Origin of the sequence: Pseudoduganella ginsengisoli (genome assembly GCF_009720865.1) — a bacterium.
GTDB lineage: Bacteria > Pseudomonadota > Gammaproteobacteria > Burkholderiales > Burkholderiaceae_D > Rugamonas > Rugamonas ginsengisoli.
In genome coordinates this window covers 158,163-184,294 of the sequence record NZ_WNLA01000006.1, presented here as the reverse complement: position 1 = coordinate 184,294, position 26,132 = coordinate 158,163, and the positions used below count along the sequence as shown (strand labels likewise).

The window sequence follows — 26,132 nt, the reverse complement described above, 5'->3', positions numbered from 1 at the left end:
TTTACCAGGGCATTGCGCCTTCCATCTGATACGGATGCCGCCACCCGGGCAGCGCAGCAATCCGGTCCAGCCAAGCATGCACCTTAGGCGGATAGCTGACATTGGCCTGCTCCGGCCAATACATATAGCCGCAGATGGAAAAGTCCGCCATGCTCACCTGGTCGTCCAGCAGGAACCGGCGGCCATCCGATAACTCCTCTTCCAGCCGCGTGATATCCGAATCGAAGCGATTGCGGAACCACGGCAAGACCGAGCCGGCATAAGCGGCCGGATCAAACTTTTGCCCAAAGCGCAAATGCGCCATTGAAAAGCCAATGCGGTTGGCTTCCCAGAACAGCCATTCGCGTACGCGGTCCAGCCGCTGCTGCGATTCGCCGCCGTATGCTTTTAAATACTCGGCCAGATGCAGCAAGATGGCATTCGATTGCACGTACGCCTGGCCGTCATGTACCAGTAAAGGCACTTCGCCATATTTGGCCAGCGTGCGGAAGGGTTCCGGCCGGTCCTTGCGGTCCAGCTTCAAATCGATCTCGGTGTAGCTGTGCGGTACCCCGGCCACTTCCATGGCCAGCTTGACCTTATAGCTGTGGCCGGATTCGCAATTGCCGTAAAGCTGGAAGGTAGCCATGCTGAGTGCCAGGTTTAATGCCAGGTGCGCAGCAAACCGACTGCCAAGCCTTCCAGCGCGAATTCATCGGCTTCCGGGTTCACGGTGATGACTTTGAAGTCCGGATTTTCCGGCAACAATTCAATCGTGGAACCTGTCTTGCGGTAGCGCTTCACGGTGACTTCGCTGCCGATGCGGGCCACCACCACCTGGCCATTCTTCGCGCTGTCGACTTTTTTCACGGCCAGCAAATCGCCATCCATGATGCCGATGTCACGCATGGATTCGCCGCGTACTTTCAGCAGGAAATCCGGCTTGGCGGAAAACAGGGCAGGGTCCACGTTGTAGCTGGTTTCCAGGTTTTCCTGCGCGAGGATGGGCGAGCCGGCAGCCACGCGGCCGATCAGCGGCAGCGAAATCAAATGGGTGACGGCGGTGGCGGCGGCCGAGACGGCCGCCTTCGCCGATTCCGCATGCGCGCCCAGCAAACGAATGCCGCGTGACGTGCCTGCCGCGATTTCAATGGCGCCCTTGCGCGCCAGTGCCTGCAAGTGTTCTTCCGCCGCATTGGCGGACTTGAACCCCAGTTCAGCCGCGATTTCCGCGCGGGTAGGAGGGAAGCCGGTATTGTCGATGGCATCCTTGATCAGATTGAGAATTTGTTCCTGGCGTGCGGTGAGCTTGATCATGGTGCGGGAGCTTATTAAGCCTGTGGATATAGACAGTCTGTATTTTTGTACAGTGTGACTGCTATTGCAAGGGTTTTTCGCTGTGCGGAACAAATTATTTTCATAGGGCGGTAGCCGGCTTGCTGTTCCGTACTATTGCTACAAAACGAAAAACGCGCTATAGTCGCGGGCTTACCTCTTCCCACACCCGTCTTGACGCCGGGGTGGGCATTAACACAGTCCTTAAGGGAGTTTACATGCGTCACTACGAAATCGTATTTATCGTCCACCCGGACCAAAGCGAGCAAGTTCCTGCGATGATCGAACGTTACAAAGCCAGCGTGACCTCGCGCGGCGGTAACGTGCACCGTGTGGAAGATTGGGGCCGCCGTCAAATGGCTTACTCGATCCAGAAACTGGCTAAAGCACACTACATCTGCATGAACATCGAATGCGACAACGAGACCCTGGTCGAGCTGGAAACCGCGTTCAAATTCAATGATGCTGTTCTGCGTCACCTGACCGTGAAGATGAAGAAAGCGGAAACCGCTCCTTCGCCGATGATGAAGTCGGTACAACGTGAAGATGCGGCCAAGAGCCATCGCGCAGAAGCCCAAGCTGCCGCTGCTGCCTAAGTATTGATCGGGAACCACACTGGATAACCAGCTCGTTGTCACGGCGCTGATCACCGAAAGGGATCTGGTCCGTTACACCCCCGCAGGACTGCCGATTGTGAATGCCACGTTGCAGCACAGTTCGCAGCAAACGGAAGCCGGCATACAGCGCCTGGCCGAGTTTGAAATCCCCGCTGTCGCAGCGGGCGAGATTTCAAGCCGGTTCAGCCAGGCGCCGCTGGGAGGGTTGTACCAGTTCACAGGGTTTCTGAACAAGAAAAGCCGCAATAGCAAAAGCCTGGTGTTTCACATCATTGATTTTCGTTTATTAGATACAGGAGCCTAAAATGGCATTCGGTAAAAAGTTCGACAAAAACAAACTGAAGCTGAAAGAAAAGCGCAAACAGCAAAACCCGCTGTTCAAGCGTAAGAAGTTCTGCCGCTTCACCGCCGCCGGCGTTGAGCAAGTGGACTACAAAGACGTAGACACTCTGAAAGATTTCGTTCAGGAAAACGGCAAGATCATGCCTGCACGCCTGACCGGCACCAAAGCACACTACCAGCGTCAAGTTGACACCGCGATCAAGCGTGCCCGTTACCTGGCCCTGCTGCCGTACACCGACCTGCACAACGCTTAATTGCGGCAGTCGCTAGAAACTGGAGAACACTATGCAAATCATTCTGTTGGAAAAAGTTGTTAACGTCGGCAACCTGGGCGACGTGGTGAAAGTCAAAGACGGCTACGCACGTAACTTCCTGATCCCACAAAAGCTGGCTCGCCGTGCGACCACCGCTGCTGTGGCTGAATTCGAAGCCAAGCGCGCTGAACTGGAAAAAGCTGCTGCCGCCAAGCTGGCTGCTGCGCAAGCCCAAGGCGAAAAACTGAACGGCATGACCGTGACCGTATCGCAGAAAGCCGGCGTTGACGGCCGTCTGTTCGGTTCCGTGACCAACTTCGACATCGCTGAAGCCCTGACCAAAGCAGGTTTCGCTGTTGAAAAAGCAGCTGTTCGCATGCCGAACGGCCCGCTGAAAGTCACCGGCGAGCACGCTGTTTCCGTCGCGCTGCACACCGACGTTGTGGTCGACGTGACCGTGGCTGTCGTTGGCGAAGCTGCCTAATATTTCCACAAGGGAATATTAAAGTAAGACTCGTTGTATAAATAGAAAAGCCGGGCTAGTCCCGGCTTTTTTATTGCAATCAACTAAGACAAGTTGTGGCTTTTTAACGTGAAAATCACAACTATTAGCAGGTATAATTCGCGTCCATGAACACCCCGGCAACCGATCCACAAGTAGATTCGCTGCGCATTCCGCCGCACTCGATCGAGGCAGAGCAATCTGTCATCGGTGGCTTGTTGCGCGATAACGCGGCATTCGACCGTATCGCGGACTTGCTGAGCCCGGACGATTTTTACCGCTACGACCACCGCATCATTTATGAGCAGGTGGTGCGCCTGATCAATGCGTCCAAACCGGCTGACGTCATCACGGTATTTGAAGCGATGACCATGCTGGGCAAGCAAGATGACATCGGCGGCCTCGCGTACTTGAACGCGATGGCGCAAAACACGCCGTCCGCCGCGAATATCCGCCGCTATGCGGAAATCGTGCGCGACCGCGGCATCTTGCGCAAGCTGATCACGGTGGCGGATGAAATTTCCGGCAATGCATTCAATCCGCAGGGCAAGGAAGTCAAGCAAATGCTGGACGAGGCGGAATCCAAGATTTTCGCCATTGCAGAACAGGGCGCCCGTGGCGCCGCCGGCTGGCTGCCCGTGCAGCCGCTGCTGACGCAGGTGGTCGAGCGCATCGATGAACTGTACAGCCGCGACACCACCAGTGAAATTACCGGCGTGCCGACCGGCTTTGCCGACCTCGACAAGATGACGTCCGGCTTGCAGCCAGGCGACCTGGTCATCGTGGCAGGACGTCCATCGATGGGCAAAACCGCATTCTCCGTCAACATCGGTGAAAACGTGGCAGTCGATGCCGGTTTGCCGGTGGCGATCTTCTCGATGGAGATGGGCGGCGCCCAGCTGGCCATGCGTATGCTGGGTTCCGTTGGCGAACTGGACCAGCACCGCCTGCGTACCGGCAAGCTGATTGATGAAGACTGGCCGCGTTTGACGTTGGCCATTCAAAAGCTCAACGATGCGCAAGTGTTCATCGATGAAACGCCGGCGCTGAACCCGATTGAAATGCGGGCCCGCTCGCGCCGCTTGTCGCGCCAGTGCGGCAAGCTGGGCTTGATCATCGTCGACTACCTGCAGCTGATGCAGGGTTCCCAGCCGGGCGACAACCGCGCGGCCGAGATTTCTGAAATTTCGCGGTCGCTGAAGGGCTTGGCGAAAGAATTGCATTGCCCCGTGATTGCGCTGTCGCAGTTGAACCGCTCGCTGGAACAACGTCCGAATAAACGTCCCGTGATGTCGGACTTGCGTGAATCGGGCGCTATTGAGCAGGATGCGGACGTCATCATCTTCCTGTACCGCGACGAAGTTTATAACCCGGATTCGCCTGAAAAAGGCACTGCCGAGATCATTATCGGCAAACAGCGTAACGGCCCGATCGGGGCGGTACGTTTAACGTGGCGTGGCATGTACACGAAGTTCGGCAACTACCACGGTACCTTGGCCACGTACCAGGGTGATTGATTCAGGCAACTGGTCACCCGCAACACTTCCCAGCAATACCTCACCGGCCGCTCACTGCGGCGGCTGTCTGTAGTACTGATGTTTCAAATTTGGAGAACAAAATGTTTGGACGCTTGATGCCCACCGAGGGCAAGTTTTTTGACCTGTTCAACCAGCACGCTGAACTGTGCGTCAAAGGCGCCAAAGAAATGGTCGGCCTGATGACCAACTTTGACGACCTGGAAAATCGCGTACACGCGATTGAGGGCATCGAAAAACAAGCTGACAAGATCACCTACGCCGTCGTCGACCTGCTGCACAAAACGTTCATCACGCCGATCGACCGTGACGACATCCACAAGCTGATCACCAAGATGGACGACATCCTGGACTTGATGGAAGACGCGGGCCAGACCGTCTCGCTGTACGACTTGCATTCGGTGACGCCGGAAGCCAAGCGCCTGGCGGAACTGACCTTGGCGTGCACGGAAAAAGTGCAAGCCGCCGTGGCCCTGCTGCATAACATGGATAACTCGCGCCAGATCGTCGGCATCTGCGAAGAAATCGACCGCCTGGAATCGGACGCCGACCATGTGATGCGCGCCGCCATGTCCAAACTGTTCCGCGATGAACCGGACGTGCGCAACCTGATCAAGATGAAAGCCATTTACGAAATCCTGGAAACGGTGACGGACCGCTGCGAAGACGTGGCCAACATCATCGAAGGCATCATCGTCGAAAACGCGTAAAGCGCAACTCAAAAAAAGAACATTCCATGCAAACTCTGGAAATAAGCATCTACGCGCTGGGCATCCTGATTTTCCTCGCGCTGGTGTTTGACTTCATGAATGGCTTCCACGACGCGGCCAATGCGATCGCGACCGTGGTATCGACGGGCGTGCTGAAACCGCAAACCGCTGTGGCCATGGCAGCATTCTTTAACTTTGTCGCGATCTTCGTGGTGGGCCTGAAAGTGGCTACCACGATCGGCAAAGGCACCATCGATCCCCACGTGGTCGACCATTACGTGATCTTTGGCGCCCTGGTGGGCGCCATCGTATGGAACTTGATCACATGGTACTACGGCATTCCATCGTCGTCGTCGCACGCGCTGATCGGCGGCTTGGTGGGCGCGGCCGTGGCCAAGTCGGGCACCGGCTCGCTGGTAGCCGGCGGCTTGATCAAAACCGTGACGTTCATCGTCGTGGCGCCACTGCTGGGCTTCGTGCTGGGCTCGCTGATCATGCTGATCGTGTCGTGGGTGTGCGTGCGTTCCACGCCGCGCAAGGTCGATACGTGGTTCCGCCGCCTGCAATTGTTCTCCGCAGCCAGCTACAGCCTGGGCCACGGCGGCAACGATGCGCAGAAAACCATGGGTATCATCTGGATGCTGCTGATTGCCTCCGGCCACGTGGCGGCGGATGCCTCGGCGCCGCCTACCTGGGTCATCATTGCCTGCTACGGCGCGATTTCGTTTGGCACCTTGTTTGGCGGCTGGCGTATCGTGAAAACCATGGGCCAGAAAATCACCAAGCTGAAGCCGGTTGGCGGTTTTTGCGCTGAAACCGGTGGCGCGATTACGCTGCTGATGGCTTCGTTCTGGGGCGTGCCTGTGTCCACCACGCACACCATCACGGGCGCCATCGTTGGCGTAGGTTCCGCGCAAAAGATGTCGGCCGTGCGCTGGGGCGTTGCGGGCAACATCGTGTGGGCGTGGATCTTCACGATTCCCGCATCGGCTTTCGTGGCTGCGATTGCCTGGTGGGTTGGCAAGCACATCATGTAATGAAATATGTGCTTTAAAGAAAGGGAGCTGCGGCTCCCTTTTTTCTTGCCTGCTACAATGGCCGGATGTCTTCCATCTCATCCATTCTGAACCGGATCAAGCCGGATAATTTCACGCTGGCCCTGCTGGCCACGGTTGCCATCGCCACAGTGCTGCCTTGCACTGGGCAGGTTGCCGTAACGTTCAGCAAGATCACTGCTGTTGCCATTGGCGCGTTGTTTTTCCTGCATGGCGCCAAATTGCCCCGCGAAGCCATCGTGGCGGGCATGACGCACTGGCGCCTGCACTTGACGGTGCTGTGCTTTACGTTCGTGCTGTTCCCCGTGCTGGGCTTGCTGATGAAACCGTTGGCGCTGGCCGTGCTGACGCCGGAACTGTACCTGGGCATGCTGTTCCTGTGCATGCTGCCCTCCACCGTGCAATCGTCGATTGCTTTTACCGCCATGGGGCGGGGCAACGTGCCGGCCGCGATTTGCAGCGCATCGGCCTCGAATTTTGTCGGCATCTTTATTACGCCGCTGCTGGTGTCCGCGTTCGTCATGCAGGGCGCGGCGGGCCGCTCCGCCAGCGACGCCGTGCTGGCCATTGTGATCCAGCTGCTGTTGCCATTTATTGCCGGGCAAGCGCTGCGGGGATGGATCGGTACGTGGGTGGACCGCCATAAGCCGGTCTTGAAATATGTGGACCAGGGCTCGATCTTGCTGGTGGTGTATACCGCGTTTTCCGAAGCGGTCAGTGAAGGCATCTGGAGCAAGCTGGGCGTGCCGGCGCTGCTGGCGCTGGTCGCCGTGTGCTGCGTGCTGCTGGCCGTGGTGCTGTGGCTGACGGGCTATGTCAGCCGCCGCCTGGGTTTTTCGCGTGAAGATGAAATCACCATCGTGTTTTGCGGGTCCAAGAAAAGCCTGGCCTCCGGCGTGCCGATGGCCAAGGTTTTGTTTGCCACATCATCATTGGGGATGGTGATCTTGCCGCTGATGCTGTTCCATCAAATCCAGTTGATGGTGTGCGCCGTGCTGGCGCAGCGTTTCGGCAGCCGTCCAGAAGGAGAATAAATGGGTAATCTGGTTATCGCGCAGGAAGATCCATCGTCGCCTGACGCCGTGCGGCTGATGGCGGAATTGTCCGCCGTATTGCAAGACATTACGGGCGACAATGGCTTGTCGTCGTTTGGTCCGGATGACGTGCGGGTACCCCGTTCGTGTTTCCTGGTGGCGCGCGACGACAAGGGCAGGGCAGTCGGTTGCGGCGCGTTGCGCCCGCTCGATGGCGCTGCCGCGGAAATCAAGCGCATGTATGCCGCGCAAGGCGGCAGCGGTGTGGGCGCCGCACTGCTGGCGGCGCTGGAGCAGGAAGCCGATGCGCTGGGTTACCATGTGATCCGCCTGTCGACGCGTATCGTCAATACCCGCGCGGTATCGTTTTACGAACGGCATGGCTACCGCCTGATTCCCAACTTCGGCCGCTATAAAGGGCGCGAGGAATCAGCCTGCTTTGAAAAACAATTAGTCCGCCACGAATGAGCCGTCTCGTTAAATTCGCCGTTCCAGCGCTGGTGCTGGCGGCTGCCTCCTGGCTGTATGCCACCCCTTATCTGGCCGTCAATGGCATGCGCAGCGCCGCCGAAGCGCGCGATGCCGAGCGCTTGAATGGCTACATTGATTTCCCCGCCGTGAAGGAAAACCTGAAAAGTTCGCTGAACGCGAAAATCGGCGGCGACGTGCGCGCCAGCGACAATCCATTGAAAGCCATGGGCGCCGCGCTGGGCGCGATGATCATCAACCCGATGGTGGACCTGTTCATTACGCCGGAAGCCATTGCGGACATGATGAAGGGGCAGAAGCCGTCGCTGACGGGCAAAAGCAGCGGCACCGGCCAGCCGGGCGCCAAGGCGGAAACCCACATGGGCTACGAAGGCGTTAACCGCTTCGTGGTATCGGTCCGCAAGCAGGGCGATGATGGCGAGCCTGTCGCCATGGTGATGCAGCGCGACGGTTTGGCAACGTGGAAACTGGTGGCGCTGCGCTTGCCTCTTTAATGCAGGCACTGCTGCATGTTCCTGACTTTAAAATCAACGTTGCGGCGTGGTTTGATGTGGCGTTGAATCCCGTCCCGCGGAATCCGTTGAATCTGAATGATCCGATTTGACGAGAGCCCGTGAAACAATGTGGGCAATTATTTGATGCAGACCGCCCGCACCATCTTGATGTCGGTAATTCCCAGCAAGACTTTCTCGATGCCGTCCATCTTCAAGGTCAGCATGCCGTCTTCCAGTGCGGCCGCCAGCAGCTGGGCCACGCGGGCGTGTTCCTGCAACAGTTTTTTCACCTTGTCGGTCCCGAGCATCAATTCGTGCAGGCCGACCCGGCCCTTGTAGCCGCGGTTGCATTCATCGCAGCCGACCGCGCGGTACAAGGTGAATTTGCCATCCTTGTCCGCATAGCGTTCGCGCCAGCCTTTCAACACGGCGGCACGCCCGGCCTTCGCATCCTTCTTGAAGCTTTCCGTGTTTTGCAATTCTTCGCAAAACTCCGTCAACAGCAATTCCAGTTCGACTTCGGAAGGCTGGTACGCCTGCTTGCAGTTGCCGCACAGGCGCTTGGCCAAACGCTGCGCCAGGATGCCCAGCAGTGCATCGGCAAAGTTGAACGGGTCCATGCCCATGTCCAGCAGGCGCACGATGGATTCCGGCGCGCTGTTGGTGTGCAAGGTGGCGAATACCAGGTGGCCCGTCAGCGACGCCTCAATCCCCATGCCGACAGTTTCCTTGTCGCGCATTTCACCGACCATGATGATGTCCGGGTCGGCCCGCAGGAAGGCCCGCATCACGGTGGCGAAGTCCAGCCCCGCCTTGCGGTTGACCTGCACCTGGCGCAAGCCTTTTTGCGTGATTTCCACCGGGTCTTCCGCTGTCCAGATTTTCGTGTCCGGCGTATTCAGGTAATTGAGCACGGAGTGCAAGGTGGTGGTCTTGCCGGAGCCCGTCGGGCCGCATACGAAGAACAAGCCATACGGTTTTTCAATGGCGGAGCGCAGGCGGTCCAGGTTGAAGGGCAGCACACCCAGCTTGTCGAGCGGGATCGGTTCGCCGGCCGCCAGGATACGCATGACGATGTCTTCGACGCCGCCCGTGGAGGGAATGGTCGCGACGCGCAATTCAATATCCAGCGGACCATATTTCTTGAATTTGATCTTGCCGTCCTGCGGCTTGCGGCGCTCGGAAATATCAAGGTCGCACATGATCTTGATGCGGGCTGCCAGCGCGCTCCGGTAGGCATGGGGAATTTCAATGTACGGCACCAGCGAGCCATCCTTGCGGAAGCGGATGCCGACTTTTCCTTTGCCCGGCAACGGTTCGATGTGGATGTCCGACACGCCCTGGCGGTAAGCATCGACAATGATCTTGTTGACCAGCTTGACCAGTTCATTTTCGACGGCTTCCGACACCTGCTCCTGCTCGCCGCCGTCTTCATCGGAATCGTCCAGGCCGGACAGCAATTCGCCCACCGAGCCCGACTCGCTGGCGGCGCCATAAAACTGGTCCACCGTCTGTTCGAATTCCAGGTTGGTGGTAACGCGGTAAACGATTTTCGAGCGGGGGAAAATCTGGTTGACGATGCGCGTGTTGGCCACCTGTTCCGGGTCTGTCGCCAGCACCAGCAAGCCATCCTTGTTTTCTTCCAGCGGCAGCCACCAGCACTCTTCCACGTATTGCCGCTTCAGGTTGCGCAGCAATTCGACGGGCTTGATGCGGTCCGGCTTGTAGGGCTCATATGGCACGCCGAAATGGCGCGACAGCGCCTGGCCCAGCACGGGCAGCTTGACGTGCATTTCCTTCAGCAGCACGTCTTCCACTGTCACGTCATTCTTGCGTGCCGTGCGCGTGGCCATTTCCAGGTCGGCCGGGGAAATCACGGCATCGGACACCAGGCCGTCATATTTGGTGCGCACATATTGCGGCGGCCGCATGCGCTGGCTCAGCGCCACCGACAGCGTGTCGCACAATTCTTTTACGCCATCGAGCGCGATTTGCGAAAACGGTCCGCCTTCGCGGTTATTGATGAACTGCACGACACCCAGCAATTCCTTCGACTGCACGGAAATCAGCGGCGCCACCAGCATTTCCCGCGTGCGGTAGCCGGTGCGCTGGTCCACGCCCTGCTGGAAGCGCAAGTCCGGCGACAGCCGTTTTAATTCATTTTCATCGTAGACGTCGGTGATGTTGACGGTCTTGTGCGTCAACGCCACGTAGCCGGCAATCGAGTGCGGTGTCACCGCAAGTTTCAAGTCGCGGAAGGTGGTCAGTCCCGTCTTGACCTTGGAAACAATGTAATCCTTTTCATGGTCCATTGCGTACAGCGTGAAGCGGTCGCAATTGAACAAGTCGCAGAATTCCATGCCCAGGTCGAGCATGATTTCATCGAGGTTGTTGGTGGCGTGGATCTTGGTGGTGACTGCATGAAGCTTTTTGAAGAACGCCAACCGCAGGTCAACCTCGCTGGGTTTTTGACTGAAATGGCCGGCGTCGTTCATGAGTTCCTTACAGTTCTACTTCGAGACCTTCGTAGGCTAGGAAGACTTGCAAGCCTTCCGGAATAACGGACGCGTGGCGCGCCATCACTTCCGCAAACACGGCTTCCAGCTCGTCGTCGCTGCGGGTGGGCTCGTGGTGCGTGCAATACAGCCGTTTGGCGCCGGCCTTGATCGCCATCGCCAGCGCTGAATCAAACGTACCGTGTCCCCAGCCCTGCTTGGCCGGATATTCTTCACGCGTGTAGGAACAGTCTACTATCAATGCCGTGACGCCGCGCACCATGTCTTCAATCGCGCGCGCCCGCTCTTCAATATGCTGCTGGAACGACGCATGGTCGGGATGGTCTTCCGGATAGATGTTGTAATGCGGCTCGTGGTCGCCCGTGAAGAACACGGATTTGCCATTGCATTCAATGCGGTAGCCCAGGTCGATGACCGGGTGGTTCATCACGACATTGGACACGCTGGCATCGCCCACCATGATGGTTTCGCCCAGGCCCAGCGTACGGTATTCAATGGTGGCGTCCATCTGCGTTTCGCTGACGGGGAAATAACTGTTTTGCAACTGCACGCCCATCACGTGCTCGATGCCATTGCCGGTATCCGGGTCGGTGGCGCCATGCAGGCGCACGCGGCTGCCTTTGATGAACAGCGGGGTAAAGAAGGGCAGGCCGTGGATATGGTCCCAATGACTGTGGGTAATGAAAATATTGGCGTGGACCGGCACTTTCTTTTGGGCGATCAATGACTGCGCCAGCGCGAAAATTCCAGTGCCGCCATCGATCACGATCAGGGTGTCATCATCACTGCGCACTTCGATGCAGGTGGTGTTGCCACCATAGCGCGCCGTGCGTGGTCCTGGCGATGGTATCGAGCCGCGGACCCCCCAAAATTTGAATTTCATTCTTTATGCCCCTAACCTTTTTTTCATCCATAGTTGCCCGGTTACATCTTCATGGTTGAACAGGCAAGTGACGGTTAGTTCGATGATAGCCTTTTTTTCACGAAATCTGGGCCAAAAGTTGCGAAATTGAAGTACAAACTGCCACTTGGGGACGGCAATAGGCTTTTAACCGCAAATCCAATGTACAGCGGGCTGCCCGGGAGCTAAACTGTCAATAATTACGTCTGGGCATCAAATTAAACCATGCAAGAGCTGAACCATACCCAAATTGCGCAGAGGCTGGACCAGCTGACCGAATTGAGCGTGGCGCTGGGCGCCAGTATCAACACGGACGAGCTGCTCGAGCGCATCCTGATGGTGGCCAAAAGCATGACCCATGCGGATGGCGGCACGCTGTACCGTCCCAGTGCGGATGGCCGCAGCCTGTGTTTCCACATTTCCGTCAATGACACGCTGGGCATCCGGCAGGGCGGCGTGCATGGCGACAAGATCGATATCCCCGCCGTGCCTTTGTACGATGAACACGGCGACAAGAACCTGTCGTCCGTCGCCGCGTATTCCGCCAACTTCCGGCTGTCCGTCAATATCGAAGACGTGTACCAGGCCGACGTCTTTAACTTTTCCGGCATGCGCATGTTCGACCAGCAGCGCGGCTACCATTCGCAATCGTTCCTGACGGTGCCGATGGCGGACCACGAAGGCGAACTGGTTGGCGTGCTGCAGCTGATTAATGCGAAAGACCCGGTGACGGGCGCCATCCACGCGTTTACGCCGACGGACCAGCGTTTTATCGAAGCGCTGGCGGCGCAGGCTGCCGTGGCCATCACGAATCAGCGCCTGATCCTGCAACTGGAAGAATTGCTGGAATCACTGGTCAACCTGATCAACATCGGCATCGATGAAAAGTCGCCGTACACGGGCCGCCATTGCCAGTTCGTGCCGGAATTGACGATGATGCTGGCCGAAGCCGTCCACAGCACGGACACAGGGCCGCTGGCGGACTTCCGCATGACGGATGCGGACCGCAAGGAATTGTGGCTGGCCGGCTTGCTGCACGACTGCGGCAAGATCACGACGCCGGTGCACGTGGTCGACAAGGCCACCAAGCTGGAAACCATTTTCGACCGCATCCACACGGTGTCGACCCGTTTCGAAGTGCTGATGCGCGATGCGGAAATCCGCGCCCTGAAAGCCAAACTGGCGGGCGGCGACCACGCGGCCATCGACGCCCAGCTGGCGCAAGAACTGGAACAGCTGGAAGCGGACCGCCAGTTCCTGCGCATGGCCAATGTCGGCGGCGAGGGCATGAAGCCGGAAGACCAGGAAAAAGTGCGGCAACTGGCCAAGATGCGCTGGCTGGGACCGGTTATCCAGAAGAAGGAGCCGGGCGGCGAAGAACCGCCATTCCGGCGCGAAGAACAGGATTTCCTCACGCAGGAAGAAGTCGACAACCTGACCATCCGCTTCGGCACCTTGACCGATCCGGAGCGCAAGGAAATCAACAACCACATCGTCATGACGATCCGCATGCTGGAGTCGCTGCCATGGCCGAAGCATTTGCAAAATGTGCCGGAATACGCGGGCGGCCACCACGAGCGCATGGATGGCAAGGGGTATCCGCGCGGCCTGACGAAAGACCAGATGTCGGTGCAAGCCCGCATCATGGCCATTGCCGATATCTTCGAAGCGCTGATGGCGCGCGACCGTCCGTACAAGAAGGGCAAGATGATGTCGGAAGCCATGCGCATCCTGGGCAACTTCAGCCTGAACGGCCACATCGACCCGGACTTGTTCGACATCTTCGTGCGGCAAAAAGTGTATCTGGCGTTTGCCCACAAAAACGTGGACGAACGGCAGATCGATCACATCGACGAATCAAAAATTCCGGGCTATACCCCTTAACTGCACTGACTGCCAGGAGCTGGTGTGCCACTGAAAATTCCCCGATTGGCGGACAAGGCGGTCAAGGCGCTGCAAAAATATTACCAGCGCTGGCTGCTGGGGCTGGTGCTGACGGCATTGGCTGGCGCATACCTGATGAACGCGCTGCCATCGGAAACGCTGGACCGGATGGAAACATCGGTGGCGGACTTGCGCATGCGGCTGGAAAAGCCCGAGCTGGATCCGCGCGTGGTCATCGTCGACATTGACAGCAAAAGCCTGACTGAAGTCGGGCGCTTTCCGTGGAGCCGCAACCATGTTGCCGAACTTGTGCGACAGCTGACGGACAAGTATCAGGTCAGCGCCATCGGCTTTGACGTGTCATTCCCTGAACCTGACACCAGTTCCGGTTTCGATGTGCTGGCGCAACTGGCGCAGCAAGAGTTGAAGCAGGTGCCGGGCCTGGACAAGCAATTGCAGCGGCTGCAGCCGGCCATGGATTACGACGGCTTGCTGGCTGGCGCGCTGAAGGGGCAGCCTGTGGTGCTGGGCTACAACCTGTCTGGTACGGAAACCAAAGGCGTACTGCCCGAACCGGCCTTTACCGAAGAAGATCTCAATGGCCGCGAACTGACGGCGATCGAGACCAGTGGTTATGAAGCCAATATCCCCCGTTTGCAGGCGGCCGCCGCGACAGCCGGCAGTTTCAGTGTGGTGACGGACCCGGATGGCGTCGTGCGCAGCACGGCGCTGCTGCAAAAGGTGGGCAAGGGGTATTACACTACGCTGTCGCTGGCGACGGTGGCCGTGGCAATCAATGCCTACGCAATCAAGCCGCTGTTTGAAGAGACAGTCGATACGCTGTCGGACAGCCAGAAAGCTTCTGGCGGCGTTGAAAAGATCGCTATGTTCAGCAAGGAAGGCAACCGCCTGATTCCCGTTGGCGAAGCATTAACAACGACAGTTCAGTTCCGTGGCAAGGGAGGCCCCAACGGCGGCGCCTTCCGCTATGTGTCGGCAGTCGATGTCATGAAGGGTAAAGTGCCGCAGGATGTGCTGGAAGGCGCCATCGTGCTGGTAGGTACGACAGCCCCCGGTCTGAACGACTTGCGGGCCACGCCAGTCAATGCGGAATATCCAGGGGTGGAAATCCACGCAAACATCGTGAAATCCATCCTGGATGACCAGTTCAAGGTGCGCCCCTCCGAAGCATTTGTGCAGGAAATGGCAATGGCACTGGTGGTGGGGCTGGTGCTGACACTGGCATTGCCGGCGCTGTCTCCGTTATGGTCGGTCGTGTTGTCGGTAGCGGTGATGGGCGCAGCGGCATTTGCAAACTTTTATATGTATAGCCACTTTGACGTGGTGCTGAAGGTCGCCGTGATTTTGCTGCTGGGCGCCGCGCTGTTCGTGCTCAACGTAGCGTGGGGCTACTTCTTCGAAGTGCGCCGGGGCCGCGCACTGGTGTCCCGTTTCGGTGAATACGTGGCGCCCGAACTGGTGGCCGAGATGGCGGAAGACCCGGAAAAGTACAACATGGATGGCGAAAGCCGCGAACTGACGGTGATGTTCGTCGACGTGCGGGGCTTTACGACGATTTCCGAAGGCTTGACGCCTAAACAACTGCGCGAATACATCAATTTGTACCTGACGGCGATGTCCGAAGATATTCGCGACTACTATCGCGGCACGCTGGACAAATACATCGGCGACGCCGTGATGGCATTCTGGGGCGCGCCGGTGGCGTTCCCCGACCATGCGTTCCGCGGCGTGGCGACGGCGCTGAAAATGCAGGAAAGCGCCCATAAATTGAATGACGATTTTATCAAGCGTGGCTGGCCAGAGTTGAAAATCGGTATCGGCTTGAATTCCGGCCCGATGCACGTGGGCGACATGGGTTCGGCCATCCGCCGCGCGTACACGGTGATGGGCGACGCCGTGAACCTGGGTTCGCGGCTGGAAGGCATCACGAAAGTGTATGGCGTGGGCATTTGCGTGGGCGAAGTCACCCGCCATGCCGCGACGGAATTCGCTTACCGCGAGCTGGACCTGGTGAAAGTCAAGGGCAAGAACGAACCGGTGGCGATTTTTGAACCGGTTTGCCTCGATAAAGACTTGCCGGAAGCCGATCGGGCGGAAATCGCCCGCTGGCACGAAGCGCTTGCGCTGGTGCGCAAGCAGCAGTGGGATGCGGCCCAGGCCATGCTGGAAGAACTCCATGCGGCCCACCCCAGGGGCTTGTACGCGCTGTATTTGGAACGCATCGCCATCTACCGCGAACACCCGCCGGGCGACGACTGGGATGGCGTGACCAAGTTCGAGACCAAATAGAACGCATGGGTGCCGGGCCTTTAGGCCGGGCATCAACATATCAGGGCACACTTCCAAAAGTGTCTCCCGCCTGCATCAAGCGCCGCGAAAGTTGCGGACTTCACTGATAAATCGGACTAAACTTAAAGTAACAACCATTTCTTAACGGCCAAATTGTCAGATGGCTATCGGGAGCGGTTGGCGCTGCTGTCCGGAGGCATCATGAGGTGTCGCATTATGCAAATGCTGGCTGCAACGGCCCTGGCCGCTGCTGCTGGTGATGCATACGCCTACGGTTACTCCGACGACCAGGATGACCGCGTCAAAGGCAGCGCGGTACTGGATCGCAGTGACAGCAAAGTGCGCGCAGGCGTTTCGCTTGGCTATTCGATTCCTTTATCTGGGCCAGAGCGCCGTGGCGATACGCTGGACGTGTATGGCAGCTGGTCGCAGGCCGGCAGCCGCTATGGCGGCGGCCTCGGAAGCCAGGGCGGGGCGGCGTATTTGAATAGCGGCGGCAGCGGCCCTGTGGGCAGCGCCACCGGCAGCCCGCTGGCGGGCGGCGGTGCGGCGGACTTGCTGGATAACGCAGGCAAGGGCGCCGCTGTGGGCGTGCGCTGGAACCAGATGCTGTCGTCCGGCGGCGGATATGAATCCCGGCTTAGCCTGGGCGCGGACCTGCGCGGCTACCGTGCCAACGGTCCGCTGCAAGAAGTAGAACCTGGCAACGACGTGACCGTCGCGCCCGTGAGCGTGAATGTCAGCGGCAACTGGACCTTGAATGAGGGGACCGTGAGCGGATCTGTAACCTGGCTGCACAACATCGGCGCGCCGCGTGGCCACCAGGATGACATTGCCCGCCTGCGTCCCGGCGCCAGCCCGAACTACAGCATCGTGCGCCTGGCCGCGCAGTTGACCCGCAATTTGCCCAGCGACTTCCAGGTGCGCGCCGGCGTACACGGCCAATATACGAATGACGTGCTGCTGCCAGGCGAACAGTTTGGCGGCGGCGGGGCGGGCGGCGGCTTGCTGGTGCGGGGATTTACCGACCGCGTGCTGGCGCATGACAGCGGCCTGGCGGCGCACGTGGAATTGTATACACCGGAACTGTGCGGCGAATACCTCCGCTGGCAGTGCCGGGGACTCGTGTTTTACGACAAAGGCTATTTCCGTAACAGCCGCGACTTGCCTGGCGAGTTGCGCAGCAACAGCGTGCGCAGCATCGGCGTCGGCCTGCGCATGAACATATACAAGAACGTAGACCTGCAAGTGGATTATGGCCGCGTGGTCAAGTCCAGCAACGTACCGCAAGACGACAAGAACCGCCTGCACGTGCGCATCGGCATGCGCTGGTGATCCCGCCACAGCAAAAAAGGAAGGCACGATGAACCTCCATCCCGTCCACCATGGACTGCGCCGCAAAATGCTCGCTGTCCTGGTCGCTGCCTGCTACACCTCCGCCTACGCCAATCCCACCGCCCCGCAAGTGATCGCCGGACAGGCCAGCTTCCAGCAGAGCGGCAATCTGTTTTCCATCACGAATACACCGAACGCCATCATCAACTGGCAGAGCTTTTCCATTGCGCCGGATGAAATCACGCGGTTTATCCAGCAAAGTGCGAACAGCCGGGTACTGAACCGTATCACGGGACAGGACCCCAGCCGCATCCTTGGCGCGCTGCAGTCGAACGGGCACGTGTACCTGATCAACCCGAATGGCATCGTATTCGGCAAGGATGCGCGGGTCGACGTGCAGGGGCTGGTGGCGTCGTCACTGGCGCTGTCGGACAGCGATTTCCTGGCGGGGCGCAACCGTTTCAGCGGCACGGGCGCAGGAAAAGTGTCGAACGAAGGCGCCATCGTGACGCCGGGCGGCGGCAAGGTGTACCTGGTCGGCTCCAGCGTGGAAAATTCCGGGGTGATCACATCAAAGCAGGGCGACGTCGTGCTGGCGGCTGGGCATACGGTGCAGCTGGTCGATTCCAGCGATCCATCCGTCCACGTGGTGGTGTCGGCGCCGGATGACCAGGCACTGAACCTGGGGCAGGTGCTGGCGTCCGGCGGACGTGTCGGCATTTACGGCGCGCTGGTGAACCAGCGCGGCAAAGTCAATGCAGACAGCGCCGTGCGCGGCGAGAATGGCAAGATCGTGCTGAAAGCGTCCGGCACCACGCTGCTGGAAAAGGGTTCCGTCACCAGTGCCGTCAACAGCGCGGGGCAGGGCGGCGACATCAAGCTGCTGGGCCAGCGGGTCGGTTTGACCGATGATGCGCTGCTGGACGCCAGCGGCGCCACCGGCGGCGGGCAGGTTTTGATAGGCGGCGGCTACCAGGGCAAGGATGCGTCCGTGCCGAATGCGCAGCAAACGTATATCGGTGAAAAAGTGCAGGTGCGTGCCAATGCGCTCGATAACGGCAATGGCGGGCGCATCATCGCGTGGGGCGACAACGCCACGCGCGTGTATGGCAGCCTGTTTGCACGCGGCGGCGCACAGGGCGGCGATGGCGGCTTCATTGAAACGTCCGGCCACTATCTGGACATGCAAGGCAATGCCGATACCCGCGCGCCGCTGGGTAAAACCGGCCAGCTGTTGCTGGACCCGACCAATATCACGATCATTTCCGGCTCGCCATCGTCAGGCAGCAATGTCGCCATCACGTCGCCACCCAACGAGTTCCGGGAATCCACCAGTAACACCGATAGCGAACTCGACACGGGCCGTCTGGTCTCCGAGCTGGCCAATAACAACATCACCGTCAGCACCACCAATAGCAACGCCGCTGCCACCGGTAACCTGACGGTGAACGCGCCCATCAGCTGGGCCAGCACCAATAGCCTGACCTTAAAGGCCGATAACAATATAGTCATCAACGACACGATTACGGCAGCCAGCGCGCCGCTGGTCTTGACCGCCACCGGCGGTTCGATTTCGCAGACCAGCACCGGCTATGTCACCGTGGCTTCCGTGACCGCATCGGCGCCGGCCGGCAATATCGCACTGAACCACACGTCGAACGCCATCAGCGGCGCCGTCTCCGCATCCGCATCGGGCAATATTTACCTGGCGGCGCAAACGCTGACCACGGGAACCGTGACGTCCAGCGGCAGCGGCGCCATCCAGGCATCCAGTTCATCGGGCGCGCTGACCATTGGCGGCAACATGAGCACCAATGGCGGCGCCATCGTACTGCAGGCGCCAGTCCTGAACGGTATCGTCACCGGCAGCAGTACGGCGATTTCCAGCGGCAATGGCTTGATCACGCTGCAAGGCGATAACATGGATTTGCAGGGCACCATCAGTGCCGGCAGCGGCGGCATTTCAGCCACCGCGCGCAGTACCAGCCAGTCAGTGCACCTGGGCGGTACGGAAGCCGATTCCACCAATATCCTGGCGATTTCGCAAGCGGAAATCCAGCGCATGTCCACGACCGGCGCCATCACGGTGACCAATAACGGCAGCACCGGCACGCCGGACATCGTCGTCAATGCGCTCAACACAGCGTCGTCGCACCCCAGCGGCGCATTCAATGTCGTGGCGCAGGGCGATGGCAGCATCGACGTCCAGGGCAACGTAACGACGGCCGGCAACCTGCTGCTGAGCACCAGCAACACGACCACGTCGCGCATCACAGTGGGCGGTACGCTGACGTCGTCAGCCAGCACGATCCTGTCGACCGGACTGCTGACGGTGAACCAGAACATCGCAGGCAATCTGGTCGCCGTGCTGACCAATAATTCCATCGACCTGGGCTCCGCCACCGAGACGGCCGGTACGCTCAACGTGGCGTCGGCCACCATGTCGCGCTTCGTGACGAATAACCTGAGCTTTACCGTCAACAGCGCCAACAGCACCGGCGACATTACACTGAGCCAGGCGTTGAACTGGGCGCAGCATTTGTACCTCTCCACGCCGGACCAGTATGTCGTCAATAACGCGGTGACCGTGGGCGGCCAGCTGCAATTGAGCGGCGGCAGCTGGATACAGAATGCGGCATCGCTGCCCTCGCTAAGCCTGGGCAGCTTGTCGCTGGCGTCGTCGGCCGGATTCCGGCGCGTGGTCGGCGGCGCAGGCACCACCAGCAACCCGTATCAGCTCACGGATGTTTACGGTTTGCAGGGCGTGACGTCGTTCAATAACACGGACAATTTCATCCTGGCCAATAACATCGATGCATCGGTCACGTCATCATGGGACAGCGGTGCGGGCTTTGTCCCGCTGGGCACGGCCTCGCTGCCGTATAACGGCATATTCAACGGCAACAGCAAGAGCATCACCGGCCTGAACATTTCCCGCAGCAGCGCCAGCACGGCCACCGGCCTGTTTGGTTACCTCGGCAGCGGCACCATCAAGAACCTGACCTTGGGCGGCTCCATCACCGGCAAACTCATGACGGGCGGCCTGGTCGGCAGCGCCACCAGTTCATCCGGGGCCATCACCAACGTCACCAGCAGCGCATCGGTCACAGGCGATTACCATGTGGGCGGCCTGGTCGGCAGCAATGCGGCAACCATCACCAGTTCCAGCAGCAGCGGCGTGGTACAGGCCATCATGGATTCAAGCGGCAATGCCGATGTGGGCGGGCTGGTGGGGACCAACGCCGGCGCCATCACCAAGTCGTTCGCCACAGGCCAGGTGGCCACTTATGGCCAGATGGCGGGCGGGCTGGTGGGGCAGAACGCCGGCGGTTCCATCACCAAATCGTATTCGAGCAGCAATGTCATGGGCGGACGCAATGTCGGCGGGCTGGTGGGGCGCAATCTGTCGGGCACCATTGCCAACACGTACGCGACCGGCCCCGTTACCGGCAGCAATGTCAGCAGCCTCGTGGTGCACGAATATGTCGGCGGGCTGATCGGCGATTCCGCCGGTACCGTGCAGACCTCCTACAGCACAGGTACGGTGACGTCCGGCACCGGCTTCACGAATTTGCATGGCTCGATTGGCGGCAATTTCGGCACGTACACCAATAACTACTGGAATTCCACGACGGCAGGCAGCGGTGTGACGGACAGCGTGGCGACAAGCCTGACGACCACGCAACTGATGCAGCAGTCGAATTTAACGGGGTTCGACTTCAGTACCGTCTGGCAGCTCTACAACGGCAATACCAACGCCATGCTGCGTGACTTCCTCGTGCCGCTGACGGTCACACTGACGGGCGGTACATCCAGCAAAACCTATGACGGCACGGCGCAAGCCTTCAATGCAACCGCGTCCTACAGCGGCTTTACAGGTAGTGATACGGTGGCCAACCTGGGCGGCACGTTGAGCTGGGGCAGCAGCGGCGCCCTGCATGCGGGCACGTACACGCCGACCGGCCTGACGTCGACCAAGTACGACATCAGCTATACCGGCGCATCGTCGTCGCTGACCATTGCCCAGCGCCCCGTCACTGCCACGGTTTCCGGCAGCAAGGTCTATGACGGCCAGTTGACGATGGCGTATTCCGCGTCGCTCAGCAATGTGCTGGCGGCGGACAGCAGCCATGTGTCCGCAACGGGCACCGTGACATACCAGAACAAGAATGTCGGCACAGGCAAGGCGCTCAATTTCGGCCTGTCGCTGACAGGGTCCGCGGCCTCAGATTACACGCTGACGAGCAGCAGCGGCACCGGTACCATTACGGCAGCGGCGTTGACGATCAGCGGCATCTCGGGCGTGAGCCGCGTCTATGACGGGACAGTCAGCGCCACGCTCAACACGGGTTCCGCTTCGCTGTGCTGCGCCGTCAGCGGCGACAGCGTCAGTTTTACTTATACCCCGGGCAGCACGACCTTTGCGGACAAGAATGTCGGCACCGGCAAAGTCATCACGATCGGCAGCGGCGCCTTCACACTGAGTGGCGCCGATGCGGGCAATTACACGATGACGCCGCCGACCGGCATCACGGCCAATGTCACTCCCGCTCCGCTGACGGTCAGCGGCCTGACGGGTGTTTCGCGCGTGTACAACGCCACCACCACGGCTTCCGTATCCGGCACGCCAGCCATTGTGGGCGTGCTGGGCTCGGACGTGGTCGGCATTTCTCCCACGGTTGGCAGCGGCACGTTTGCCAGCAAGGATGTCGGCACGGGCAAGGCCATTACCTTGGCCAGTTCAGCCTTTACGCTGACGGGCGCCGATGCGGGCAATTACAGCGTGACGGCGCCGTCCGGCCTGACGGCCAACGTGACGGCAGCCACCCTGACAGCCAGCGGTATCACGGCGTCGAACCGCACGTACGACACGACGACGACGGCAACCTTGACGGGAACGCCGGTCTTGTCCGGCATTATGTCGGGCGATACGGTCAGCGCCAGTTCCACTTTGGGGGCAGGCACGTTTGCGGACAAGAATGCCGGCACCGGCAAAGCTGTCACGGCGCCGGGCAGCGTCGTGACGTTGCTGGGCGCCGATGCGGGCAATTACACGGTGGCGTCGCTGACGGGGCTGACGGCCAACATCACCCAGGCGCCGCTGACGGTGTCCGGGCTGACCGCCACCAGCCGCACGTACAACATGCTGACGTCGGCCGCCACCAGCGGCGGCACGCTGGCCGGCATCCTCGGCAGCGACTCCGTGACCATGGGTGCTGTGACGGCGGACTTCGCTGACAAAAATGTCGGCACCGGAAAATCCGTCACCGTATCCAGCGTGGCGCTGGGCAGCACGGATGCCGCCAATTACAGCGTGACGCTGCCGACCGGCCTGACGGCCAACATCACGCCGGCAGTGTTGACGGTCAGCGGCATGACGGCCAGCAGCCGCGTCTATGATGCCACCACCACGGCGGCGACGACGGGCGGCACGCTGGCTGGTGTGCTGGGCAGCGAATCGGTGGCCTTGGGTACGGCCACGGCGGCGTTCGCCGACAAAAACGTTGGCACCGGCAAGAGCGTAACGGTATCGTCGGTCGCGCTGACGGGGGCGGATGCGGGCAACTATACGGTGACGCCGCCGACCGGGCTGACTGCCGACATCACGGCCGCCAGCCTGACGGTGACCGGCTTGTCGGGCGTGTCGCGCGCGTATAACACGGGGACCAGCGTGACCATCAGCGGTACGCCGGCATTGAGCGGCGTGCTGGGCTCGGATACGGTCACGCTGAACTCCACGCTGACCACCGGCACGGTGGCGGATAAAAATGTCGGCACCGCCAAGGCTGTCACGTTACCGGGTGGCGCGCTGACGATCAGCGGCACGGATGCCGCCAATTACACGCTGACGATCCCCACCAGCCTGACGGCGGACATTACGGCCGCGCCGCTGACGGTGTCGGGCCTGACCGCCACCAGCCGCGTGTATAACGGCAGCACCAGCGTGGCAACGTCCGGTGGCTCGCTGGCCGGTGTGTATGAAGGGGAAGCGGTCAGCCTGGGGACGGTGACGGCGAACTTTGCGGACAAAAACGCCGGTACCGGCAAAGCCGTCACCGTGTCGCAAGCCGCTTTGACGGGCGCCGATGCGGGCAACTATACGGTGACCCTGCCGACCGGCCTGACGGCCAATATTACGGCGGCGCCATTGACGGTGTCGGGTATTCCCGGCCTGACCCGCGTTTATGACAGTACGGCCAGCGCCAATACCAGCGGCGGCACCGTGTCCGGCGCCGTCAGCGGCGACAGCGTCTCGGTCGGCGCCGTGACGGCAACGTTTGCAGACAAAAATGTCGGCACCGGCAAAGCCGTGACGGTCACCGCGGTCGCCCTGGCAGGCGCGGATGCCGGCAACTATACGGTGACGATACCGACCGGCCTGACGGGCGCCATTACACCGGCCACACTGACCATGACCGGCATTTCCGGCGTGTCGAAACAGTACGACAACACGACGACCGCCACCACCACGGGCGGAACGCTGACGGGCGTGTTCAGCGGCGATACCGTCACGGCGGGCAGCTTTACCGCCAGCTATGCGGACAAGAATGTCGGCACGGCCAAGCCGCTGAGCCTGACCACGATTGCGCTGTCCGGCACGGATGCGGGCAATTACGTGCTCACGCAGCCGACCGGCATTACTGCAGACATCACGCAGCGGCCATCGTCCACCTGGTCGGGCGCGGCGGATAACTTCTGGAGCAATGGCAATAACTGGGTGGGCGGCATTGCGCCGGACGGCGCCAATGTGGCGGCCGCCATCTTGCCGCTGGCATCGCAGGACGTGATTTTGGATAGCGGTTCCGTCACGCTCAATACCTTGACCGTGTCTGGCGGACAGAAGGTGCAGATCAGCGGCGGCACGCTGACCTTGGGGACCAGTGCCAGCCATGCATCGACGTCGGCCGCCATGGTCGTGGTCAGCGGCGCGCTCAACGTGGTTGGCAACCTGACCGGGACCACGCTGACGCAAACGGGCGGCACGATAGCCGGTTCCGGCACGATGTCATATAGCACCATTGCGCAGGGCGGCGGCGCCATCAGCGGTTTGAGTTCGGTGGCGGCCACCAATAACTGGTCGCAAAGCGGCGGCACGTTCTCGATTCCGGGCGCGCTGTCGGTTACGCAAGGCACCGGGTCGCTGGTAATGAAAGCCACGACCGCCACCACCGGCATCACGCTCAACGTGACCGAGGGCGGCGGCATTTCGCAAAATGGCCCGCTGGTGACCAATTCGCTGACGACGACGTCGCAGACTGGCGTGGTATTGACCAACACCAGCAACCAGATCAAGGCGTACACGGGCAGCAACAGCGCGTCGGGCGGCATTTCGCTGGTCAATGTCACGGGCAGCAATTCACTGGTGCTGGGACCAGTGACCAGCACGGGCGGCGGTATCACGGTTGACAATACCGGCGCAGGCGGCATCCACGTCACGGGTGCGCTGAGCGCACCGACCGGCGCCGTCAAGCTGACCGCGCACAGTCCGATCAACGTGGCGTCGTCCATCACGGCCGACAGCATTGCATTGGACGCCAGCACCACTATTGCGCTGGCATCCGGTTCGTCGCTGTCGGCAGTGCATAACATCACGATCGATGCGGGCACCAGTATCGGAGTCGATGGCGCCATTACCAGCACATCGGGCTCGGTGGCGATGACGGCCGATACGGGCAATATCGTGGCCAGCAGCAGCGCAAATATCAATAGCCCGGGCGGCCTGAGCATGACCACGCTTGCCGGTTCCGTCACCGCGCCAAGCTCGGTCTTCGCCAGCGGTACGTCGCCGACCGTGGTGGATGCTGTGGCAAATGCGGCAGCCCAGGCGGCTGCCGATGCGGCCGCGAAGAAAGCGGCAGAAGAGGCCGCCGCCAAGGCTGCTGCGGACGCGGCTGCGAAGAAAGCCGCAGACGAAGCCGCCGCCAAGGCTGCTGCTGACGCGGCTGCGAAGAAAGCTGCGGAAGAAGCCGCTGCCAAGGCCGCGGCCGATGCCGCCGCGAAGAAAGCCGCGGAAGAAGCCGCCGCCAAGGCAGCAGCAGAAGCGGCAGCGAAGAAAGCCGCGGAAGAAGCCGCCGCCAAGGCGGCAGCCGAAGCGGCTGCGAAAAAGGCCGCAGAAGAAGCGGCCGCCAAAGCCGCCGCCGAAGCAGCGGCAAAAGCTGCGGAAGAAGCCGCGGCCAAGGCTGCGGCGGAAGCCGCCGCGAAAGCCGCCGCCGAAGCAGCCGCCAAGGCAGCGGAAGAAGCTGCCGCCCGCGCGGCCGAAGAAGCCGCACGGATCGCCGCGGAAGAAGCGGCAGCCAAAGCTGCGGCAGACGCGGCCGCCAAGGCAGCAGCCGATGCAGCAGCGAAAAAAGCCGCCGACGAAGCCGCCGCCAAGGCTGCAGCCGACGCGGCAGCGAAGAAAGCCGCAGCGGAGGCGGCAGCCAAAGCGGCAGCGGAAGCCAAAGCGGCAGCGGAAGCCGCCGCCAAGAAAGCCGCGGAAGAAGCCGCCGCCAAGGCCGCGGCGGAAGCGGCAGCGAAAGCCCAGCAAACCAAGGAAGCCGAGCCCGTCCGCACGGCCGTGAATACTACGGTGAACCTGATTAATGCCTCGTCTGCCAAAGTCGTGGAAACCACGCCGGCGCCAAGTGCATCGGGCGGCGGCACGTCGTCCAGCGCCGCGTCAAGTGCTTCGCCGAGCTCCTCGTCCAGTTCGTCGTCTAGCTCATCCTCTGAAAGCAAATCCGAGGGCGATTCCAAGAAGGAGGAGAAAAAGGATGGCGTTGCACCTCAGGACACCGCACCTAAGAAAGACGAGCCTGTCAAGAAACTGTATTGCAACTGAGCGGGTTGCCGCCAGGCGG

The 26,132-nt window shown here is 60.4% G+C and carries 18 protein-coding genes; 14 read left to right on the top strand and 4 right to left on the bottom strand.

Annotated features, from left to right (window positions below):
• Position 1: 1 nt before the first annotated feature.
• Positions 2-628: a glutathione S-transferase family protein gene (locus tag GM668_RS12060; RefSeq protein ID WP_155439200.1), complete on the bottom strand. Its 627-nt coding sequence runs from the start codon at positions 626-628 to the stop codon at positions 2-4.
• Positions 629-642: 14 nt separating this feature from the next.
• A complete protein-coding gene (gene lexA, locus GM668_RS12055; RefSeq protein WP_155439199.1) occupies positions 643-1,296 on the bottom strand; it encodes a transcriptional repressor LexA in 654 nt (217 codons plus the stop codon).
• Positions 1,297-1,532: 236 nt separating this feature from the next.
• Here lexA and rpsF point away from each other — a divergent pair, with 236 nt between their 5' ends.
• The 10 genes from rpsF to GM668_RS12005 all read left to right on the top strand — a co-directional run bounded on the left by rpsF (position 1,533) and on the right by GM668_RS12005 (position 8,346).
• Positions 1,533-1,910: a 30S ribosomal protein S6 gene (gene rpsF, locus GM668_RS12050; protein ID WP_056394461.1), complete on the top strand. Its 378-nt coding sequence runs from the start codon at positions 1,533-1,535 to the stop codon at positions 1,908-1,910.
• Positions 1,911-1,929: 19 nt separating this feature from the next.
• The gene (priB, locus tag GM668_RS12045) at positions 1,930-2,235 is read left to right on the top strand and encodes a primosomal replication protein N (protein ID WP_155439198.1); all 306 of its coding nucleotides are present in this window, start codon (positions 1,930-1,932) and stop codon (positions 2,233-2,235) included.
• A gap of 1 nt (position 2,236) precedes the next feature.
• The gene (gene rpsR, locus GM668_RS12040; protein WP_090176193.1) at positions 2,237-2,527 is read left to right on the top strand and encodes a 30S ribosomal protein S18; all 291 of its coding nucleotides are present in this window, start codon (positions 2,237-2,239) and stop codon (positions 2,525-2,527) included.
• A 31-nt stretch (positions 2,528-2,558) separates the two neighbouring features.
• Positions 2,559-3,011, top strand: a complete 453-nt coding sequence (gene rplI / locus GM668_RS12035; RefSeq protein WP_155439197.1) for a 50S ribosomal protein L9 — start codon at positions 2,559-2,561, stop codon at positions 3,009-3,011.
• A 146-nt stretch (positions 3,012-3,157) separates the two neighbouring features.
• Positions 3,158-4,546 carry a replicative DNA helicase gene (locus GM668_RS12030; protein ID WP_155439196.1) on the top strand — a complete coding sequence of 463 codons (1,389 nt, stop codon included), beginning with the start codon at positions 3,158-3,160 and terminating at the stop codon, positions 4,544-4,546.
• A 101-nt stretch (positions 4,547-4,647) separates the two neighbouring features.
• The gene (locus GM668_RS12025) at positions 4,648-5,274 is read left to right on the top strand and encodes a DUF47 domain-containing protein (protein WP_155439195.1); all 627 of its coding nucleotides are present in this window, start codon (positions 4,648-4,650) and stop codon (positions 5,272-5,274) included.
• A gap of 26 nt (positions 5,275-5,300) precedes the next feature.
• Positions 5,301-6,311, top strand: a complete 1,011-nt coding sequence (locus GM668_RS12020; RefSeq protein WP_155439194.1) for an inorganic phosphate transporter — start codon at positions 5,301-5,303, stop codon at positions 6,309-6,311.
• Positions 6,312-6,376: 65 nt separating this feature from the next.
• The gene (locus GM668_RS12015) at positions 6,377-7,363 is read left to right on the top strand and encodes a bile acid:sodium symporter family protein (RefSeq protein WP_155439193.1); all 987 of its coding nucleotides are present in this window, start codon (positions 6,377-6,379) and stop codon (positions 7,361-7,363) included.
• Positions 7,364-7,831 carry a GNAT family N-acetyltransferase gene (locus GM668_RS12010; RefSeq protein ID WP_155439192.1) on the top strand — a complete coding sequence of 156 codons (468 nt, stop codon included), beginning with the start codon at positions 7,364-7,366 and terminating at the stop codon, positions 7,829-7,831. It begins immediately after the preceding gene.
• Complete coding sequence (locus GM668_RS12005; protein ID WP_155439191.1) at positions 7,828-8,346, top strand: DUF2939 domain-containing protein; 519 nt, start codon at positions 7,828-7,830, stop codon at positions 8,344-8,346. Before GM668_RS12010 ends, GM668_RS12005 begins: the two co-directional genes overlap by 4 nt.
• Positions 8,347-8,483: 137 nt before the next feature.
• Here GM668_RS12005 and GM668_RS12000 read toward each other — a convergent pair whose 3' ends face one another.
• Together GM668_RS12000 and GM668_RS11995 are read right to left on the bottom strand one after the other, a co-directional pair.
• The gene (locus GM668_RS12000) at positions 8,484-10,841 is read right to left on the bottom strand and encodes a GspE/PulE family protein (protein WP_155439190.1); all 2,358 of its coding nucleotides are present in this window, start codon (positions 10,839-10,841) and stop codon (positions 8,484-8,486) included.
• 7 nt (positions 10,842-10,848) lie between these two features.
• Positions 10,849-11,745 carry an MBL fold metallo-hydrolase gene (locus tag GM668_RS11995; protein ID WP_155439189.1) on the bottom strand — a complete coding sequence of 299 codons (897 nt, stop codon included), beginning with the start codon at positions 11,743-11,745 and terminating at the stop codon, positions 10,849-10,851.
• A gap of 243 nt (positions 11,746-11,988) precedes the next feature.
• Between GM668_RS11995 and GM668_RS11990 the strand changes: the two genes are divergently transcribed.
• The 4 genes from GM668_RS11990 to GM668_RS11975 all read left to right on the top strand — a co-directional run bounded on the left by GM668_RS11990 (position 11,989) and on the right by GM668_RS11975 (position 26,113).
• Positions 11,989-13,647 (top strand): HD family phosphohydrolase, encoded by a 1,659-nt coding sequence (locus GM668_RS11990; protein WP_155439188.1) that lies wholly within the window; start codon positions 11,989-11,991, stop codon positions 13,645-13,647.
• 45 nt (positions 13,648-13,692) lie between these two features.
• Positions 13,693-15,957 (top strand): CHASE2 domain-containing protein, encoded by a 2,265-nt coding sequence (locus GM668_RS11985; RefSeq protein ID WP_443094193.1) that lies wholly within the window; start codon positions 13,693-13,695, stop codon positions 15,955-15,957.
• A 201-nt stretch (positions 15,958-16,158) separates the two neighbouring features.
• Entirely contained in the window at positions 16,159-17,292 is a 1,134-nt protein-coding gene (locus tag GM668_RS11980) for a ShlB/FhaC/HecB family hemolysin secretion/activation protein (RefSeq protein WP_155439187.1), read from the top strand.
• 28 nt (positions 17,293-17,320) lie between these two features.
• Positions 17,321-26,113: a YDG domain-containing protein gene (locus GM668_RS11975; RefSeq protein WP_170305608.1), complete on the top strand. Its 8,793-nt coding sequence runs from the start codon at positions 17,321-17,323 to the stop codon at positions 26,111-26,113.
• Positions 26,114-26,132: the final 19 nt, after the last annotated feature.